The sequence below is a fragment of the Kribbella sp. NPDC049174 genome, from assembly GCF_043197365.1.
Classification (GTDB): domain Bacteria; phylum Actinomycetota; class Actinomycetes; order Propionibacteriales; family Kribbellaceae; genus Kribbella.
In genome coordinates this window covers 934,290-951,616 of record NZ_JBICSZ010000002.1, presented here as the reverse complement: position 1 = coordinate 951,616, position 17,327 = coordinate 934,290, and the positions used below count along the sequence as shown (strand labels likewise).

Genomic DNA, 17,327 nt, shown 5'->3' with positions numbered 1-17,327 from the left:
TCGGGAGTACATTCTCGCCACGGTGACCGGCACGGGGGTCCGGGCGGTCACCGACCTCTGGTGAGAGAGGCCTTCCGGTGAAGATTCCGCCCCGCTCTTTTTCGGTATCCGCGGTTCTCGTGCTCTCCATGGCTGGGCTCGGCCTGGTCGCAACCCCGGCGCAGGCCGATGGCCCCGGGTCCGGTACGCCGTACGTCGTGACCGTCGGCGACTCGTACATCTCGGGTGAGGCCGGTCGCTGGGCCGGCAGCTCGAACAACTCCGAAGCCCCGGCCGACGCGCTCGGCGCGCACGCGTACCACGACAACGCGAGCGGTACCGCCGAGCTGATCCCGAGGTGCCACCGCAGCCGCTCGGCCGAGGCATACATCGGTGGCGGCGTCGGCGGGCTGAACCTGGCCTGCTCAGGTGCCCGCACCACGACCAGCACCGGCGACTACTTCAAGCCGGGGATCGACTTCTACGACGACGGGGCCGGGCGCCTCGGCCAGGCCAAGATGCTGCAGCAGTTCGCCGCGAACCACAACGTGAAACAGGTGGTCGTGTCGATCGGCGGCAACGACTTCAACTTCGCCTCGATCGTGACCCAATGCGTGACCGACTTCCTGCTGTCGCCGTCCTGGAACCCGGACTACTGCAAGGACGACTCCTCGGTGGTCGCGAACTTCACCGCCGCCAACGTGACCGCCGTCCGAGGCCGGATCGCGGCCGCGTTCCAGAACGTCCGTACCGCCATGCAGAACGCCGGCTACTCCGACAGTGGGTGGACGCTGCTCGTGCAGACCTATCCGTCGCCGCTTCCGCCCGGCAGCGGGATCCGGTACAGCCAGAGCGGTTACAGCCGGCAGAGCGTCGGCGGCTGCGGCTTCTGGAACGCGGACGCCGACTGGGCGAACAGCACCGCGCTCACCACCATCAACAACACGGTCCGGGCGGCGATCGGCCAGTCGGGGGTGACCAACGCGCGAGTACTCGAACTGCAGTCAGCGTTCAACGGCAGGCGGCTGTGTGAGAAGACGGTCGGCCTGTACGAAGAGGTCGGCCTGAGCTCCTGGACCCAATCGACCGCGGTCGACAGGACCGAGTGGATCAACCAGATCCGCACGGTGACCACGGTCGGCTCCAACTACTACCTCCAGGAATCCCTCCACCCCAACTACTGGGCCCAACTGGCCACCCGCTCCTGCGTGCGCCAGGCCTACACCCAGAACCGTGGCGGCACCTGCACCATCTCCGGCACGGGTCTGCTGAACGGCGAGCCGCGCATGACCCTCAACTGACAACTGACGCCTACGGCGGCTCGTCCGCGGGCCGCCGTAGGCGTGAACGGGTGTGACGAGGCTCATGGGGGCGGGGCGGTCTGGACCCGGGGTGGGTCGGGCAGGCACAATCGCGCAGACGGGTTGGCTGCGTGGTGGGGTGTTAGTTGGAAACCGAATTCGCGGTGTCGCTCGGTTCGCAGCGCTGGACGCTGCCTGCCGACAGCGACACGATCACCATCGGCCGCGGCTCGAACGCCGACATCAGGCTGCCGTCGGACGACCAGATCTCCCGCATCCACGCCCGGCTGAACCGCTCCGGTACGACGTGGACCCTCGTCGACGAGTCCCGCAACGGCACCGCCCTCAACGGCCGCCGCCTCGCCGCCCCCACCCCCCTCACCGAGGGCGACCGCATCCAGATCGGCCGCTCTGCCCTCACCTTCCACGAACCCACCGAGGCAACCCCCGCCCCCGACCAGCACCACCCTCCCGCGGCCCCGCCCCCTTCCAGCCAGCCCAACGGCGCTCCGTCCAGCCCCGCAGGCGCGGCAGGCGCGGCGGACTCGGCAGGCGCAGCAGGCCTGGCAGCCGGCACCGGCGCGGGCGCAGCAGGCCTGGCGGCCGGCGCTCCGAGTCCTGCTGCTGGCGGTGCAGCCTCCCCTCCACTCCCGCCAAGCCGAGCGGACCACTCCACCCCAGACCCCGCGCACGCCACCGGTGCCGCAGCGGGCCTCGCGGCTGGTACAGCGGCGGGCGGTGCCCAGGGTCCTGCTACTGGCGATGCAGCCTCCGCTCCACTCCCGCCAAGCCGGTCGGATCGCTCCACCCCGAACCCCGCATCCGCGCCCGGCGCTACAGCGGGCCTGGCCGCTGGCGCAGCGGCTGGCACTCCGGGTCCTGTTGCTGACGGCGCAGCTTCCCCTCCACCCCCTCCACCCCACGCAGACAGATCCGCTCCGAACCCGCCAGACTCCGGCGGCGCCGCGTCCGGGCCGGGTCTTGCAGCCGGTGGCCCGTCTTCCGCACCACCTCCTTCACCCGCGCCGCGCCGCACAGAGCCAGCGGACGCCCCCGGAGCTCCGGGGGCTGCGGCTGGCGGTGCACCTGCCGTTCCACCGGCGCCGAGCCGGGCAGACCGCTCCGGTCCGAGCCCCGCGAACGCCGGCGCACCGTCGGAAGCAGGCTTTGCAGCCAGCAGCCCGTCACCGACAACTCACCCCGCGCAGAACCAGCCCACCGCTCGCCCGGCTCAGGCCGGAGCAGCCAGCGCCGCCGGCTCGCCGGATCAGGCTGCGCCAGGCACCCCCGACGGTGGGCAAGGCGAGTGGGCCGACACTCCCGAGGCCGGTCGGAGCGCTGGCGCCGAGGGCGAGCGCGCCGGGTGGGCCAACAACCCCGATGACAGCCGAGCCGCTGCGCGCGAGGAGTGGGCTGACGGCCCCGACGCCGGCCGGAGCGCTGGCGCCGAGGGTGGCCACGAGGAGTGGGCCGATGGCCCCGACGCCGGCCCGGGTGCTGGACCCGAGGGTGGGCGGGTGGAGTGGGCCTACGACGGTCGGGATGCTGGTGGGCCTGATGAGGTTTGGATTGGGGTGTCTGAGGGGGCGGAGTGGGATGGCGGCCCGGGGGCCGGTCAGCTTGCCGGTGGCGAGGGTGTAGGCGGGGAGTGGGTTGGTGGGGCCCGGGTTGGGTGGGTTGATGAGGATGGCGGATCGGCGGGTGGGGCGGCTTGGGCTGCTTATCCGTCGGCGGACAATCCGGAGCCGGCGCGGTCACCTTGGTCGACAACGAAGCGGCCCGCTCTGACGCAGCCGGAAGGCGGTCAGGCGAACTGGGCCGAGTCGGCCGGCTGGCCTGATTCAGCCTTCGAGCAACAGGAGCAAGCGAGTCCGCCTACCCGTCAGCCAGAGCCGCCCGTACGGCGGAAGCCGGCAACTGAGCCGGCACCACCGGGCTACGTCCGGCTGGTTCGCGTCCTGCTGGTCGCGGCCGCCGTACTGGGCCTCGGCTTGCTGATCAACCTGGTCGCGACGTTCTTCGCCGACGGCGCCGGTGGCCCCCTGCGGTGGCTGGTACCGCCGGCGATCGCGCTGATCGCCGCGATGGTTGTCGCCCTCATCGACGGGTTCTCCTCCGAGAACCGGCCGGCCGGCGGTCGGCTCGACGTACCGGTGATCGTCGCGATCGTCGTCGTACTGCTCGGCGTCGGTGTCGGCGGGTTCGCGCTCACCGCGGGAGTCGAGTACTTCGCCGGCTACATCACCGGCAAGGAATCGGGCCAGGATCGTTTGATCAAACCCGTCGCCAAGACCACCGCCGGCCTCACCGTCACCGTCGAGAACGTCACGTACACCAGCCACTTCACCCGGGTCGAGGTCGCGGTGAGCAACGGCGGCGACCAGACACTGTCCCTCCCGCTCGAGGGCCAGGCCGCCTTCACCGGCGAGGACGGGAACTCGCTGAAGCCCGACGGGTTCCGCAGTCAGTGGACCGACTCGATCGCCGCCGGCAGTGTCGAGCGCGGCACGATCACCTTCACCGGCCACCTGCCCGAAGGCCTCACCGTCGCCACCCTCACGCTGAAATCAGGCGACGCACCGATCGCTGTCCCCGGCCTGGCCCTCAGCAACTAACGCACTACCTACGTGCCGCGGCAGGACCACCAGCTACCGGGTTACATCGAAAATTGATATAGTCCTCCGGGTGGCGCTGGATGTGGATCGGCTGACGACGGTGATCGAGGACTTCACCACGATCTTCATCCGGTTGCCGTCGGTGCGGAGGTTCAACTTCTCGACGCTGTCGGTGCTGCACACGCTGTCGCGCGGCGGGCCGATGCGGTTGACGGACCTGCTCAAGACCGAGCAGCTCAAACAGCCCGCATTGACCAGCCTGGTCGCCAAACTCGAGCAGGACGGTCTGATCGAGCGTCGCCCGGACCCGACCGACGGCCGCGCGATGTTGCTGTCGCTCACCCGCGAGGGCCGCCAGATCGTCCACTCCCGGCACGCGAACCGCGTCGCGAGGCTGACCGACCTGGTCGACCAGCTGACCGACGACGAGCGCGCCGTCCTCGCCTCCTCGATGCACGTCCTGACCCGCCTGACCGAGATCGCCGCCGAAGATGCCTGAGGCAACTATGAAGAACCTGGAACAGACCCCGATCCACGTGCCGGACGAGGTGCTCGACGACCTGCGACGCCGGCTGACCATGACCAAGTGGCCGCTCGACGCCGGTAACGAGGACGGCTTCTACGGCGTACGTCGTACCGACCTGCAGGAGCTCGTCGAGTACTGGGCCGACGGGTTCGACTGGCGCAAGGCCGAGCGGGCGATGAACGAGTACGAGCAGTACCGCGTCGACGTCGGCGGCGTTCCGGTGCACTTCATGCGCAAGGCCGGGGTCGGTCCGGATCCGACCCCGCTGATCCTGAGTCACGGCTGGCCGTGGACGTTCTGGCACTGGTCGAAGGTGATCGATCCGCTCGCCGACCCCGCGTCGTACGGCGGTGATCCGGTCGACGCGTTCGACGTGATCGTGCCGTCGCTGCCCGGGTTCGGGTTCTCCACGCCGCTGACGAACCAGCCGGACATGAACTTCTGGAAGATCGCCGACATCTGGCACGAGCTGATGACCGGCGTCCTCGGCTTCCCCAAGTACGCCGCCGGTGGCTGTGACGTCGGCGCGCTCGTCACCGGACAGCTCGGCCACAAGTACGCCGACGAGCTGTACGGGATCCACATCGGTTCGGGGCTGAAGCTCTCGTTCTTCACCGGCGACCGGGCCTGGGACTTCAGCGGCGGTCACCCGATCCCGGAGAACCTGCCGCCGATTGTCCACAATCGGATCGTCGAACTGGACCGACGTTTCGCGTCCCACCTGGCGACCCACGTGCTCGACCCGAGCACACTCGGCTTCGGTCTGGCCGACTCACCCGCCGGGATGCTCGCGTGGATGCTGGAGCGGTGGGCGAAGTGGACGGACGGAGATGTGTTCAGCAAGGACGACGTACTCACGCACGCCACGATCTACTGGGCCGGCAACGCGATCGACACCTCGATCCGCACGTACGCCAACAACAATCGCTACCCCTGGACGCCGTCGCACGACCGCCAACCGGTCATCGAGGCGCCGACCGGCATCACCTTCGTCGGCTACGAGAACCCACCCGGCGTCACCACGCCCGAGCAACGTATCGAGCACTTCCTGTCCAGCGACCGCGCCCCCTGGTACAACCACGTCAACCTGACCGCGCACCCCGCCGGCGGTCACTTCATCCCTTGGGAGCTCCCGACCGAGTGGACCGAAGACCTCCGCCGGACCTTCCGGAACCGCTCAGCCGAGGCCTGATGGCAGGTCGCGACCGGCTCGCGCCGCGGTTGCCGCGAGGGCCTTGGCCAGTGGATCGATCCGCTCGGCCGGGAACCGGACGGTCGGCGCGCTGATGGTCATGGCCGCGATCGCCACGCCGTCGCTGTCCCGGACCACCCGGCCGATCGCGCAGATCCCGGCCTCCGTCGCCTCAAGGTTGAGGGCGTAACCGCACCGCCGCGTCTGAGCGACATCGCGGGTGAGCCGGCCGAACTCGGCCTCCCCGAGCACCGGCTCCGGCCCTCGCAGATACAGCTCGGCGAGGTGGTCGTCCGGAAGCTCGGCGAGCAGCGCCTTACCGCCGGACGATTCGTGGGCCGGCAGCACCGTTCCCTGCCGATCGCCGACGTGCAGCACCTGCCGGGCCTCCACTGTGGCGAGGAACCGGGTGTGGGTGCCGACCCGCACCATCAGGTTCACCGACTCGTCGACCTGATGGCAGAGCCGCTCCAGGTGCGGCATCAGCAGCCGCCGGAGTTCCTGGTTCCGCGTCTGCCCGTTCAACGGCCCGGCCGACAGCGCGGCTCCGGGCAGGTAGGTCCGACTCGTCTCGTCCTGTACGGCGAAGTCGCGGTACACAAGCATCGACAGCAGCCGGTGGGCCGTGGACCGCCCGACTCCGAGCTCGTCGGCGGCGTCGCTCAGGCGCAGCTCGCCCTCGTCGCGCAGCATGTGGATCAGCCGCAACGCGTTGTCGACGGAGGACAGCGGATACGGCGGCTTGTTCTTCATAGCAGAAAACCATACCGCTGTGCAGAACCGGCTTCTAGATTCGTGGCACCCGACCAGGGAGGCAACGAGATGGACAACCAGTCCGAGGTAGTAGTCGTCGGTGGCGGTATCGGCGGTCTCGCGGTCGCGAACGGCTTGGCCCGCAACGGTTTCGGCGTCCGGCTGCTGGAGCGCGCCGACCGTTTCGGCGAGGTGGGTGCGGGGCTGCAACTGGGTCCCAACGCGACCCGCCTGCTGCGCGACTGGGGTCTGCTCGACGACATCATCGACCGCGGCGTTCTGCCGGAGCAGCTCATCCTGCGCGATGCGGTGGACGGGCGGGTGCTCACCAGTCTGGACCTCGGTGCGGAGTTCCGCCGCCGCTACCAGGCGCCGTACGTCGTCGTGCATCGGAGCGATCTGCACGACGTACTGCTGACCGCCTGCAAGGAGGCAGGGGTCGATCTCCTGACCGGTCACGAGGTGGCCGATGTCCACCTGGACGCCGATCGTGCGCAGACCGTGTGTACCAACGGCACCACCTTCGGCAGCGAGGTCGTGCTCGGACTCGACGGTGTGGACTCCGGGCTGCGGAGCACGATCGTCGGTGACGAGAAGATCGACTCCGGCTTCGTCGCGTACCGGGGCACGATGCCGGCCGACGAGGCACCCGAATCCGTGGACCAGCGCAGTGTCGTCGCCTGGCTGGGTCCCGACTGCCACCTGGTGCAGTACCCACTGCGCCGCGGCGACCTGATCAACCAGGTCGCCGTCTTCCGGACCAAGGGCAGGCCGGCTGGGCTGGACCAGGCCTTCGCGGACTGCTGCGAGGCGGTCCGCGCGGGACTCGGATCGTTGTGGCGGGACCGCAACTGGCCGATGACCGATCGGTTGCCGACGGCAACCTGGTCACACGGCCGGATCGGCCTCCTCGGCGACGCCGCGCATCCGATGCTGCAGTACCTGGCCCAGGGAGCCTGCCAGGCCTTGGAGGACGCGCAGGTCCTGACCGACCAGGCGGTCAAACACCGGCGGGACCACGACTGGCCCGCCGTCCTCGAGGAAACCCAGAACATCCGCGCCCCACGCACCGCGCGGACCCAGCGCACCGCCCGGATCTGGGGCGAGATCTGGCACGTCGAGGGTACCGCCCGACTGCTGCGCAACGAGCTGATGCGCACCCGCGATCGCTCCGACCATTCCCCCATCGACTGGCTGTACGGCGTCTGACCGGAGGTTCATCCCATGAGCGCACCACCCCGCAACGCCCGTAAACCTCTCCTCGGCGCGCAGGTCGGCCTCTACGTCGACATGTTCGACGTATACCTGCCGATCGTCGCGCTGGCTCCGGCCGCGGTGTACTTCGCACCCGACGACATCTCCCCCGCGGCCAACCGGATCCTGACCGCCGTGGTGTTCGCGGCCACCCTGCTCGGCCGCCCGCTGGGCGCCCTGATCTTCGGCCGCCTCAGCGACAAGTCCGGCCGGAAGCGGACGACCCAGACGTCGCTGATCGGCTTCGGCCTGACCACGCTGGCGATCGCCGCGCTGCCCGGGTACCAGCAGGTCGGCATGATCGCGATCATCGCGCTGATCCTGCTGCGATTCACCGACGGCATCTTCCTCGGCGGCCAGTACACCGCGGCTGCGCCACTGGCCTTGGAGCACTCACCCGCCCGCAAGCGCGGCTTGTACGGCGCCATCATCATGACCGGATTCCCGGCGGCCTACTGCTCGATCGCGCTGATCACCGTCGTACTGCTCGAACTCGTCCCGGCCGGCGGTCTCGGTACGCCGTACGTGACCTGGGGCTGGCGGATCCCGTTCGTGATCGGCGGGCTACTGGCACTCGCCTGGGCACTCTGGTACCACCGAAATGTGGACGAGTCGCCGGTGTGGAAGAACCGGAAGAGCGAAGCGCAGCACCCGCTGCGAGAGCTGTTCCAGGGCCCGAACCTGCGCGGGTTCCTGCAGGTGTTCACGCTGATGTCCGGCGTCTGGCTGGCGTTCAACATGGTCGGCGCGGTGCTGCCCGGCGTACTGCGAACGAAGCTGCCGGTCAGCACGGTCACTCTCATCCTCGTCGTCGCATACGCCGTCCTGATCGGCACGTACCTGCTCGCCGGATCGCTGTCACAGCTGATCGGCCGGCGTCCGTTCTTCCTCCTGCAGGGTGCCGCCACCACCGTGCTCTCGCCGCTGCTGTTCTGGTTGATTGCCCGAGGCAAGGTTTCCGGTGGCGTCGCGATCGCGCTGGTGACGATCGCGCTGGTCGTCGTGGTGGTGTCGACGTTCGCGGTCGTGACGACCTACATCATCGAGCGGTTCCACACCGGGATCCGTTCCAGTGGCTACGGTCTCGGGTACACCACCGCGGTGATCGTGCCGGCGTTCTACGCCTTCTACCAGGAAGGCCTGGCGACCGTGATGCCGTACGAACTGACACCGCTGGTGTTCCTCGCCGGCGGCGGGCTGCTGATCGCGCTCGGCGCCTACGTCGGGCCCGAGACCCGCGAGGTCGATCTCGGTGCTCCGGCGGCGAAACAGGACGCCGATCTGCTGTCCGGCTCGATGGTCGGCCTGCCCCTGTCCGGCCGCCCGCGCTCACTCGAAGGAGAAGGAAGTGCCCGTGATCACTGATGACATGCGGATGATCGTCGAGCAGGCGATGCTGTCCTTCGTCGCGACGGTCTGCCCGGACGGCTCGCCGAACCTGTCGCCGAAGGGATCGCTGCGGGTGTACGACGACGACCACCTGATCTTCATGGACATCGCCTCGCCGAACACGATGCGCAACCTGGCCGCCGACCCGCGGATCGAGGTGAACACGATCGACGTGTTCCGCCGGCGCGGCTACCGGTTCAAGGGAACCGCGACGATCGTGCCGCCGGGCGAGCCGTCGTACGAGGAACTGAACGCCTGGCTGCTCTCGATCAACGGGCCCGGATACCCCGCGAACCAGGCCGTGCTCATCCGGGTCGAGCGGGCGCTGCCGATCCTTTCCCCGGCGTACACGTTCGGCGGCGCCGACGAGGCCGAGCTCACGAAGGCCTGGATCGCGCGGTACGACGCGGTGCGCGGAGCCGGCCGATGACGGACACGATGCGGACGGCGTACATCACGGCGCACGGATCGCCCGATGTCATCCAGTACGGCGAACTCCCGGTGCCGTCGCCGGGTCCGACCGACGTACTGGTGAAGGTCGAGGTCGTCGCGGTCAACCACGTCGACACGTTCGTCCGGTCGGGGGCGTATGCGACCAGTACGCCGTTCCCGTTCGTGATCGGGCGGGATCTGGTGGGGACGGTGGTCAGGTCCTCGGTCGAGGAGTTTGCGACCGGGGATCGGGTGTGGTGCAACAGTCTCGGTCATGACGGACGGCAGGGGTCGTTCGCGGAGTTCGCCGTCGTACCGCGTGATCGGCTGTATCGCTTACCGGACGGAGTCAACGCTTCGGAGGCTGTCCCGGTGCTGCATACGGCGGCGACGGCGTACCTGGGGCTGTTCCGCAATGGGTCGCTGGCGCCTGGTGAGACTGTTCTCGTGCTGGGTGCGGGTGGCGGTGTCGGAAGTGCATTGGTCCAGTTGGCCGCCGCGGCCGGGGCTCGGGTTGTTGCTTCGTGTTCACCGGATGACTTCGACTGGTGTTTGAGTTGCGGGGCCGATCAGGTCTTCGACTATCACGACGACGTACCCGCTGCTGCGTACGACCTGTGGATCGACAACTCGGGTCGGCACGACCTGGAGACCGCCGTACCACTGCTGGCGCAGGGAGGACGCATCATCGCGCTGGCCGGAATGGCGGCGCGGCCGGTGCTGCCGATGGGTGCGCTCTACACCCGCGACGCCAGCATCCGGGGGTTCGTGATCAGCAACGCGTCGACCGGCGACCTCGCGGAGGCGGCCAAGTTGATCAATGATCAGCTGGCGGTGAAACGCCTGCGCGCCCGGACGCGGCCGTCACTTCCGTTGTCGGCGGCTGCCGAAGCGCACCGTCAGATGGAGGCCGGCGTCCGCGGCCGCATCCTGCTCACCGTTTGAAGAACTCAGCCGTCTCGGTGTCGGCGGGGAGATAGGTCTCGACCGCGATCTCTTCGAGGGTGATGTCGAACGGGGTGCCGAAGGTGGTGATGGCGTTGATGAAGCAGAGGTCGGTGCCGCGGTGGCGGATGCGGATCGGGAGGGCGATGTCGGCGGGGTCGGGTGGCGGGTCGTCGTGATCAGGGCCGTAGGCAATCAGTTCGTCGTACAGGCTGTGCAGCTCGGCGTCGCGGGTGTTCGCGGCCTGGCGGGCCAGGCGCGGTAGCAGGTAACCGCGGACCTGGGCGAGGTTGCGGATCCGCTTCGCGAACCCGTCGGGATGCAGGCCGAGGCGCATCATGTGGATCGGCGGTTTCAGCAGCTCGGGGTCGACCCCGTCGAGGAAGACGTCGAGTGCGTTGTTGGCAAGGATGAGACATGACGGGTGGATACGTCGGCCTGGATCGCGAGGTCGAGCTGGCTCAGCTTCCTGCGGTGGCGCCACTCTCTGAGCAGTACGCCGACCGGCCTGTCGTGGGACATGCCGTCGAGTATCTCCGGCGTACGATCGGCCTCGCGATTACCACCCTTGTAATCGACAGCATGACCCCGCGTCAGAGACTGTCGGTGCCATGAGAGCCATGGAGAACAAGCAACTCGCCCAGCACGCGTTCCAGGAGTTTGCCAACGGCAACATCGAGGTCCTGCGACCGCTCCTCCACGAGGACTTCGTCGAACACAGCCCCGGCAACCCGTCCGGGCGCGACGCCTTCATCGAGTTCATCGCCCGGGCCCCGGTCGCCGGCGCCCAGCTCGACCTGCGTCGGGTCATCGCCGACGACGAGTACGTCGTGATGCATTACCTGATGACCACACCGGACAACCCCGAGGGCGAGGCCGTCGTCGACCTCTGGCGCTTTGTCGACCACCAGATCGTCGAACACTGGGACGTCGTACAACCTGTCACTGAGACGGTTCACGGCATGCTGTGAAGAGGACGTGACCTGTCCTCTACTGTCCGTAGCGTCGTCTCCATGAGACCTTTTCGCATCGACATCCCGCAGGCCTCGTTGGACGACCTGGCCGCCCGGTTGGGGAACACTCGCTGGACCCCGCAGCTCCCCGGCGACGGGTGGAGCCGCGGGGTTCCGGTGAGCAAGCTCCGGGAGCTGGCGAGCTACTGGCAGACCGGGTACGACTGGCGCGCTGCCGAGGCACGGTTGAACGAGTTCCCGCAGTACCTGACCGAGATCGAGGGTCTGGACATCCACTTCCTGCACGTCCGCTCCGGGCGGCCGGATGCCCTGCCGCTGCTCCTCAGCCACGGCTGGCCGAACTCGTTCGTCGAGTTCACCGAGCTGATCGGGCCGCTCACGTCCCGAGGCTTCGACGTGGTGGTGCCGTCCGTTCCCGGGTTCGGATTCTCGGCGGCACCGCGAGACACCGGCTGGAGTGCCGCCCGAGTGGGACAGGTCTGGGCCGAACTGATGCGTCGCCTCGGCTATGAGCGGTACGGCGTACAGGGCGGGGACTTCGGCGCGTACGTCGCACCGGAAGTCGCGAAGGCGGATCCGTCGCATGTGGTCGGCGTGTACATCACGGGCGGCCTGGGTTTTCCGACCGAAGCTGACCTGCCCGAGCTGAACGAGGAGGAGCAGGCCGCGTTCGCTGAGCTGATGAACGCGGACTGGATGCACGGCGTCGACCACCACGCGCTGTTGAGTACGGCGCCGCAGACCTTCGCCTACGGGTGGAACGACTCACCGGTCGCCGCGCTCGCGTGGATGACGCAGAAGTTCCACGAGTTCAACGCCAGCGGCGAACCGCTCGAGAAGGCGATCGACCGCGATCTGTTCCTGACGAACCTGAGTGTGTACTGGTTCACCGCAACGTTCGGATCCTCGGCACTCCCGTACTACGACGCCACCGGCCCACTGTGGCCCGAAGGTCAGAAACTCGTCCCCACCGGCGTGTACAGCGGCGCACCCGGGATCCGCCGGCTGGCCGCCCGCACCAACACCATCACCCACTGGCCGGAGACCAACCCGGCCGGTCACCACTTCATTGCCATGAGCAACCCAACCAACTACGCCGAGGATCTCCAAGCGTTCTTCACCGGTCTCGCCTGACCGGTCAGGCCTCCTCCGGCAGGGATTTCTCCCAGTCCTCGGCCCAGGACTGCAGGGGGCGCAGGGCGGTGATGAGGTCCTTGCCGAGCGGGGTCAAGTAGTAGCCGTCATCGTCCAGGGAGACGATGGCGGCTCCGGTCAGGGCGGCGAGGCGGGTGCTCAGGACGCTCGACGACATCTGCCCGCAGCGGCGCTGGAGTTCACGGAAACCCAGTGCGTCGGTGCGCAGTTCCCAGATCACCCGCAACGTCCACCGCTGCCCGAGCAGATCGAGCGCCGCCATCAGTGGCCGCCCGGTCGTCGAACCACGAACCGGTACACCCGGACGAGGCTGGTCCGGCATCGCCACCTCCTTGCGCTTCTCTTTCCGAAGCATCATAGTGGTTCGAAATCCGAAGCACTCAGGAGGTGACCATGCCCCGCATCGAACCGCTCACCCCGCCGTACCCGCCGGACGTCGCCGAGGCCCTCCGCAAATGGATGCCACCCGGCGTGACCCAGGAACCCCTCGCCCTGTTCCGCCTGCTCCAGCATCACCCCGACCTGGCGTCCCGCATGCGAGTCCTCGGCGCCGGCCTGCTGGGCCACGGTGAACTCCCCGCCCTGGACCGCGAGATCGTCATCGCCCGCGTCTGCGCCCTGTCCAACTGCCCCTACGAGTGGACCGTCCACGCCACCACCTTCGCCAACCAGGTAGGCCTGACCCCAGCCCAACTCCAAGCCACCGTCACCGGCGACGACGCCCCCTGGTCCCCCCAACACCAAGCCCTACTCCAAGCAATCAACGAACTCCACGCCACCGCCCACCTCACCGACGAGACCTGGCAAGCCCTCAGCAGCCACTACAACACCCAGCAACTACTGGAGATCCTCGTCCTGGCCGGCTGGTACCAATCGATCAGCTACGTCGCCAACGCCGTACACCTGGCCAACGAACCGTGGGCGGCGCAGTACCCCGGCTGACACCTCCTGTTATCGCTGAGAGTGGAGCCAGCGTTACGGCCGGATCAGCGGTGTCGTGACTCCGGTACGGCGACTGTTGCACGAAGGTGCAAAAGTAACGCGGATGTCGGCGATGCCAGGTAGGGTGACCTCCGTCTCGGGCTGACCGAGACTTTCCTTTGCCCTGGAGGGGGACTCCTTGATGAAATTGCAGCGCCTTGCGCTCGCTGCGGCCGGACTCGGTCTGGTCGCCGTGTCCGTGTCGTCTGCTCCGGCCACCGCCGGAACGCCCGAGCCGAGGCCGTCGATGGCGTCGAAGATCGCCGGCGAGCTGATGCCGCAGGCGAAGTCGGCAGCGGCCGCGGGCCCGTGCATCAGCTGGGTCGGCTGGCCCACTGCGGCCGGCACCGTGCAGGACGCGGACGTCACCGCGGCGAAGCCGCCGCGGGCCGTGACGTACGAGCCGTTCAACTACGTCGCCACCCGCACCAACGCGACCTGGTACGGCGCGGTGAACGCCACCGGCACCCAGTACTACATGTACGGCCTGTTCCTGCAGGGCTCGAACCTGTACCGGCACACGACGTACCTGCCGGAGGAGGGTGCCCCGGTGCCGACCTTCAAGAAGGTCGGCACGGGCTGGACGAGCTTCAGGTCCATCGCCACGTCCAACTACAGCGTCGCGCAGCCCCGGCACGCGTACCTGTACGGCCTGAACACCAACGGCAGCCTGTACCGCTACGCGATGATCGGCGCCGGCTTCAAGTCGCTGGGGTCCTTCCCGGGCTTCCGCGGCTTCAAGACGATGACCGTGATCAGCGAGACCGCGACGTACGACACCCTGCTGATGACGACGAACGCCGGCGCGCTCTGGACGGTCCGGATCCCGGTCTCGGCGTCCACCAAGCCGGTCCTGAAGCTGATCCGCAGCTCCGGCTGGGCAGCCTACGAGTCGCTCGTCGTCCAGGGCTGTGGCACTCGCGGCGGCTCGCTCATCGTTGCCGTTGACCACAACACCCAGTCCGGCTACCAGTACGCCATGAGCAAGGCGAACGGCACGGCGACCGCGATCACGGCCTACGGCAAGATCCCGGCCGTCTTCAACGGCGTGAACCACGTCTCGTTCACCACGCACTACGACCAGCTGGTCGGCGAGTAACCGACAGGTTCCAGCCACCTGCTGAGCAGGACCCGTACACCGGGGACGCCGCACCCGCGGCGTCCCCGGTTGTCGTTGGCGACAAATCTCGAGGAATTTCCGCCCGGCTGTCGAGAACGGCCGGGCGGCTCCGATGACGGGGTGAAGTCACACCTCGAGAATCGGAGCGCATCATGACCCACATCGACATCCGGCCGACCGACCGTCCCGCGACCGGCAACCGTTCGGCGCGAGCCCGGAGAGCGGCCGTGCTGGTCATCCAGGTCGCCTTGGCGGCGCAGTTCATCGCCGGTGGTGCGGGCAAACTCCTCGGCATCGAGCAGATGGTCGCGCTGTTCGACGACATCGGAGCGGGGCACTGGCTCCGGCTGCTGGCCGGAGTCCTGGAGATCGCCGGTGGTGTCGGCCTGCTGGTCCCACGGCTGGCAGGACTGGCCGCGACCGGGCTGATCGCCCTGATGGCCGGTGCGGTCGTCACCAACATCTTCGTGCTCGGCATCGCGCCCGCCATGCCATTGATCTTCGCAGCCGTGGCCGGCGTCATGGCCGGCAGCCGCCGGGTGCAGCTCGCCGCCCTCGTCCGTCGCTGACAGCCGTTCACACCTGAGGAGGAACCATGTCCGAACACCGACCCGCCACCGAGAAATCACCGGCTGAGGCCCTGCAGACCCTGGCGCCACTCATCGGTCACTGGACGGTCAGCGGCCCCAGCAGCAGCGGAACCGTCAGCTACGAGTGGTTCGACGGCGGCAACTTCATCGTCCAGCGGATCGACCTCGGCGACGAGGGCCGGGGAATCGAGTACATCGGCCTGGACGCCGACAGCGGTAGACTCCGATCCCATTTCTTCGGTACCAACGGCAAGATCCTGGAGTACACCTACGAACTGATCGGCAGCACGCTCACGATCTGGTTCGGCGACACGGACTCCCCGGCCAGGTTCGTAGGCGAGTTCAACGCCGACTACACAGTCAACACCGGCGCCTGGCAGTGGCCGGGCGGCGGCTACGAGTCGACCATGACGCGCAGGGACGGTGATGACCGGTGAAGTACCGGTGAAGTACATGATCATGACCTTCGGGGACGAGTCGGCCTGGGACACGCTGGGTCTCGGCGGACGCGAGGCCACCTGGTCCCAGGAACAGATCGACGCCCACTTCCAGGCGATGGGTGAGTTCTACGGCGAGTTGGCCGCCAACGGCGAACTGGTCACCGGCTTCGGGCTGGCCGATCCCTCCCACACGATGACGATCGAGATCGTCGACGGCCGCCCGGTCGCCTCCGACGGCCCGTACGCCGAGGCGAAGGAAGTGCTGGCCGGCTTCGGGATCATCGACGTCGAGTCGCACGACCGGGCAGTCGAACTGGCGGCGCGGTTCTCCGCCCTGGTCGAGACCCGAGTTGAGCTGCGGCCGGTGATGGACCAGGGCGGCCAGGAGATGTGAGCGTGGAACCGGACCCGGCCGTCCGTATCGAGGACCTGCTGCGCGAGCACGCGCCGCGGGTCCTCGCTGCGATCACCCGCCGGTTCGGCCGGTTCGACGTCGCCGAGGACGCGGTGCAGGAGGCTTTGCTGGCCGCGGCAACAGGATGGAAGGCCGACGGGATCCCACCGAACCCGCCGGCTTGGCTGACGACTGTCGCGGCCCGCCGGATGACCGACCTGTTGCGGAGTGAGCAGGCCAGACGGCGGCGGGAACACCTGGACGCCACCAGGCAACTGCCTGACGATCTCCTCGGCCCGCCCGCCGACAGCGCCGGCACGGCCGACCAGGACGACACTCTGGTGATCATGTTCCTGTGCTGTCACCCCGACGTACAGCCGGCCAGCCAGCTGACGCTGACCCTGCGCGCGGTCGGCGGCCTGACAACTGCCGAGATCGCCCGCGCCCTGTTGCTTCCCGAGGCCACGGTCGCCCAGCGGATCAGCCGCGCCAAGCAACGGATCCAGCAGTCCGGAGCCAGATTCCGGCTTCCCGAGGGACCGGAACGGCGCAAGCGTCTCGACGTGGTGATGCAGGTGCTCTACCTGATCTTCAACGAGGGCTACGCCGCCTCTTCGGGCCCGGCGCTGCAACGGGTCGAGCTCGCCGCCGAAGCGATCCGGCTGACCCGGCTGCTCTGGGCAAGGCTTGCGTCCGAGTCGGAGGTCGGCGGCCTGCTGGCCCTGATGCTGCTCACCCACGCTCGCCGTACGGCGCGAACCGGGCCGGCCGGCGATCTGATCCCGCTCGCCGAGCAGGACCGAACGCGATGGGACCGGGCCATGATCGCCGAGGGCATCGGCTTGCTCGAGGAGGTCCTGCCGCGGCACCGTCCCGGGCCGTACCAACTGCAGGGCGCCATCGCCGCCGTCCATGCCGAGGCTGACAGCTTCGCGGACACCGACTGGCGGCAAATCGTTGCTCTGTACGACGTTCTGGTCCGGATCTCCGCCGATCCGATGGTCCGGCTGAACTCCGCGGTCGCCGTGGCGATGCTGCACGGACCGGTCGCCGGTCTCCAACTCCTCGACGAGCTGGCCGCGGACCCGAAGATTGCGGACCACCACCGGCTGTCCGCGGTCCGCGCCCATCTGCTCGAGCAGTCGGGTGACCTCGGGGCTGCCCGGCAGGCTTATGCCGACGCCGCGAAACGAACCACGAGTGCCCCGGAGCAGCGGTACCTCCGCAACCGCGCCGCCCAGCTCGGCTGATCATCCGGCCGTCTGGTCAACGTCTTGGTGCTGGTGT

General features: G+C 68.4%; 20 protein-coding genes and 1 pseudogene. 17 read left to right on the top strand and 4 right to left on the bottom strand.

Features of this window, described 5'->3' with window-relative positions; all coding sequences use genetic code 11:
• The first annotated feature begins 128 nt into the window (after window positions 1-128).
• Window positions 129-1,280: a hypothetical protein gene (locus ACGFIF_RS15110; protein ID WP_393154847.1), complete on the top strand. Its 1,152-nt coding sequence runs from the start codon at window positions 129-131 to the stop codon at window positions 1,278-1,280.
• Window positions 1,281-1,444: 164 nt separating this feature from the next.
• A pseudogene (locus tag ACGFIF_RS15105) lies at window positions 1,445-1,651 on the top strand (FHA domain-containing protein); the annotation flags it as partial.
• 463 nt (window positions 1,652-2,114) lie between these two features.
• Here the strand turns inward: ACGFIF_RS15105 and ACGFIF_RS15100 are convergent.
• Window positions 2,115-2,291 carry a hypothetical protein gene (locus ACGFIF_RS15100; RefSeq protein ID WP_393155491.1) on the bottom strand — a complete coding sequence of 59 codons (177 nt, stop codon included), beginning with the start codon at window positions 2,289-2,291 and terminating at the stop codon, window positions 2,115-2,117.
• 563 nt (window positions 2,292-2,854) lie between these two features.
• Here ACGFIF_RS15100 and ACGFIF_RS15095 point away from each other — a divergent pair.
• The 3 genes from ACGFIF_RS15095 (at window position 2,855) to ACGFIF_RS15085 (ending at window position 5,613) form a co-directional block, all read left to right on the top strand.
• Complete coding sequence (locus tag ACGFIF_RS15095) at window positions 2,855-3,895, top strand: hypothetical protein (RefSeq protein WP_393155490.1); 1,041 nt, start codon at window positions 2,855-2,857, stop codon at window positions 3,893-3,895.
• A gap of 70 nt (window positions 3,896-3,965) precedes the next feature.
• Window positions 3,966-4,394 carry a MarR family winged helix-turn-helix transcriptional regulator gene (locus ACGFIF_RS15090; protein WP_393154846.1) on the top strand — a complete coding sequence of 143 codons (429 nt, stop codon included), beginning with the start codon at window positions 3,966-3,968 and terminating at the stop codon, window positions 4,392-4,394.
• A 7-nt stretch (window positions 4,395-4,401) separates the two neighbouring features.
• Window positions 4,402-5,613: an epoxide hydrolase family protein gene (locus tag ACGFIF_RS15085; RefSeq protein ID WP_393154845.1), complete on the top strand. Its 1,212-nt coding sequence runs from the start codon at window positions 4,402-4,404 to the stop codon at window positions 5,611-5,613.
• Here ACGFIF_RS15085 and ACGFIF_RS15080 read toward each other — a convergent pair.
• The gene (locus ACGFIF_RS15080; RefSeq protein WP_393154844.1) at window positions 5,599-6,366 is read right to left on the bottom strand and encodes an IclR family transcriptional regulator; all 768 of its coding nucleotides are present in this window, start codon (window positions 6,364-6,366) and stop codon (window positions 5,599-5,601) included. The genes ACGFIF_RS15085 and ACGFIF_RS15080 overlap by 15 nt on opposite strands.
• A gap of 69 nt (window positions 6,367-6,435) precedes the next feature.
• On the opposite strand from ACGFIF_RS15080, the gene ACGFIF_RS15075 reads away from it, so the two are divergent.
• From ACGFIF_RS15075 to ACGFIF_RS15060, 4 genes are read left to right on the top strand one after another with little or no spacing between them, the layout of a single operon-like run.
• Window positions 6,436-7,575: an FAD-dependent monooxygenase gene (locus ACGFIF_RS15075; protein WP_393154843.1), complete on the top strand. Its 1,140-nt coding sequence runs from the start codon at window positions 6,436-6,438 to the stop codon at window positions 7,573-7,575.
• Between the two features lie 15 nt (window positions 7,576-7,590).
• Window positions 7,591-8,985 carry an MFS transporter gene (locus tag ACGFIF_RS15070; protein ID WP_393154842.1) on the top strand — a complete coding sequence of 465 codons (1,395 nt, stop codon included), beginning with the start codon at window positions 7,591-7,593 and terminating at the stop codon, window positions 8,983-8,985.
• Window positions 8,975-9,439 (top strand): pyridoxamine 5'-phosphate oxidase family protein, encoded by a 465-nt coding sequence (locus ACGFIF_RS15065; protein ID WP_393154841.1) that lies wholly within the window; start codon window positions 8,975-8,977, stop codon window positions 9,437-9,439. Before ACGFIF_RS15070 ends, ACGFIF_RS15065 begins: the two co-directional genes overlap by 11 nt.
• The gene (locus ACGFIF_RS15060; protein WP_393154840.1) at window positions 9,436-10,386 is read left to right on the top strand and encodes an NADPH:quinone reductase; all 951 of its coding nucleotides are present in this window, start codon (window positions 9,436-9,438) and stop codon (window positions 10,384-10,386) included. The genes ACGFIF_RS15065 and ACGFIF_RS15060 overlap by 4 nt, the downstream gene beginning before the upstream one ends.
• On the opposite strand, the gene ACGFIF_RS15055 is transcribed toward ACGFIF_RS15060, so the two are convergent.
• On the bottom strand, window positions 10,376-10,870 hold the full coding sequence (locus ACGFIF_RS15055; RefSeq protein ID WP_393154839.1) for a hypothetical protein: 495 nt from the start codon (window positions 10,868-10,870) through the stop codon (window positions 10,376-10,378). The genes ACGFIF_RS15060 and ACGFIF_RS15055 overlap by 11 nt on opposite strands.
• A gap of 127 nt (window positions 10,871-10,997) precedes the next feature.
• Between ACGFIF_RS15055 and ACGFIF_RS15050 the strand changes: the two genes are divergently transcribed.
• Both ACGFIF_RS15050 and ACGFIF_RS15045 read left to right on the top strand, forming a co-directional pair.
• The gene (locus ACGFIF_RS15050; protein WP_393154838.1) at window positions 10,998-11,357 is read left to right on the top strand and encodes a nuclear transport factor 2 family protein; all 360 of its coding nucleotides are present in this window, start codon (window positions 10,998-11,000) and stop codon (window positions 11,355-11,357) included.
• Window positions 11,358-11,399: 42 nt separating this feature from the next.
• Window positions 11,400-12,494: an epoxide hydrolase family protein gene (locus tag ACGFIF_RS15045; protein WP_393154837.1), complete on the top strand. Its 1,095-nt coding sequence runs from the start codon at window positions 11,400-11,402 to the stop codon at window positions 12,492-12,494.
• 4 nt (window positions 12,495-12,498) lie between these two features.
• On the opposite strand, the gene ACGFIF_RS15040 is transcribed toward ACGFIF_RS15045, so the two are convergent.
• Window positions 12,499-12,837, bottom strand: a complete 339-nt coding sequence (locus ACGFIF_RS15040; RefSeq protein WP_393154836.1) for a winged helix-turn-helix transcriptional regulator — start codon at window positions 12,835-12,837, stop codon at window positions 12,499-12,501.
• A 71-nt stretch (window positions 12,838-12,908) separates the two neighbouring features.
• On the opposite strand from ACGFIF_RS15040, the gene ACGFIF_RS15035 reads away from it, so the two are divergent.
• The 6 genes from ACGFIF_RS15035 (at window position 12,909) to ACGFIF_RS15010 (ending at window position 17,290) form a co-directional block, all read left to right on the top strand.
• Window positions 12,909-13,457 carry a carboxymuconolactone decarboxylase family protein gene (locus tag ACGFIF_RS15035; protein WP_393154835.1) on the top strand — a complete coding sequence of 183 codons (549 nt, stop codon included), beginning with the start codon at window positions 12,909-12,911 and terminating at the stop codon, window positions 13,455-13,457.
• Between the two features lie 181 nt (window positions 13,458-13,638).
• Complete coding sequence (locus ACGFIF_RS15030) at window positions 13,639-14,595, top strand: hypothetical protein (protein WP_393154834.1); 957 nt, start codon at window positions 13,639-13,641, stop codon at window positions 14,593-14,595.
• A gap of 173 nt (window positions 14,596-14,768) precedes the next feature.
• Complete coding sequence (locus tag ACGFIF_RS15025; protein WP_393154833.1) at window positions 14,769-15,185, top strand: DoxX family protein; 417 nt, start codon at window positions 14,769-14,771, stop codon at window positions 15,183-15,185.
• Between the two features lie 26 nt (window positions 15,186-15,211).
• Window positions 15,212-15,643, top strand: a complete 432-nt coding sequence (locus tag ACGFIF_RS15020) for a hypothetical protein (protein ID WP_393154832.1) — start codon at window positions 15,212-15,214, stop codon at window positions 15,641-15,643.
• The gene (locus ACGFIF_RS15015; protein ID WP_393154831.1) at window positions 15,633-16,040 is read left to right on the top strand and encodes a YciI family protein; all 408 of its coding nucleotides are present in this window, start codon (window positions 15,633-15,635) and stop codon (window positions 16,038-16,040) included. The genes ACGFIF_RS15020 and ACGFIF_RS15015 overlap by 11 nt, the downstream gene beginning before the upstream one ends.
• Window positions 16,037-17,290: an RNA polymerase sigma factor gene (locus ACGFIF_RS15010; protein ID WP_393154830.1), complete on the top strand. Its 1,254-nt coding sequence runs from the start codon at window positions 16,037-16,039 to the stop codon at window positions 17,288-17,290. The genes ACGFIF_RS15015 and ACGFIF_RS15010 overlap by 4 nt, the downstream gene beginning before the upstream one ends.
• The last annotated feature ends 37 nt before the right edge of the window (window positions 17,291-17,327 follow it).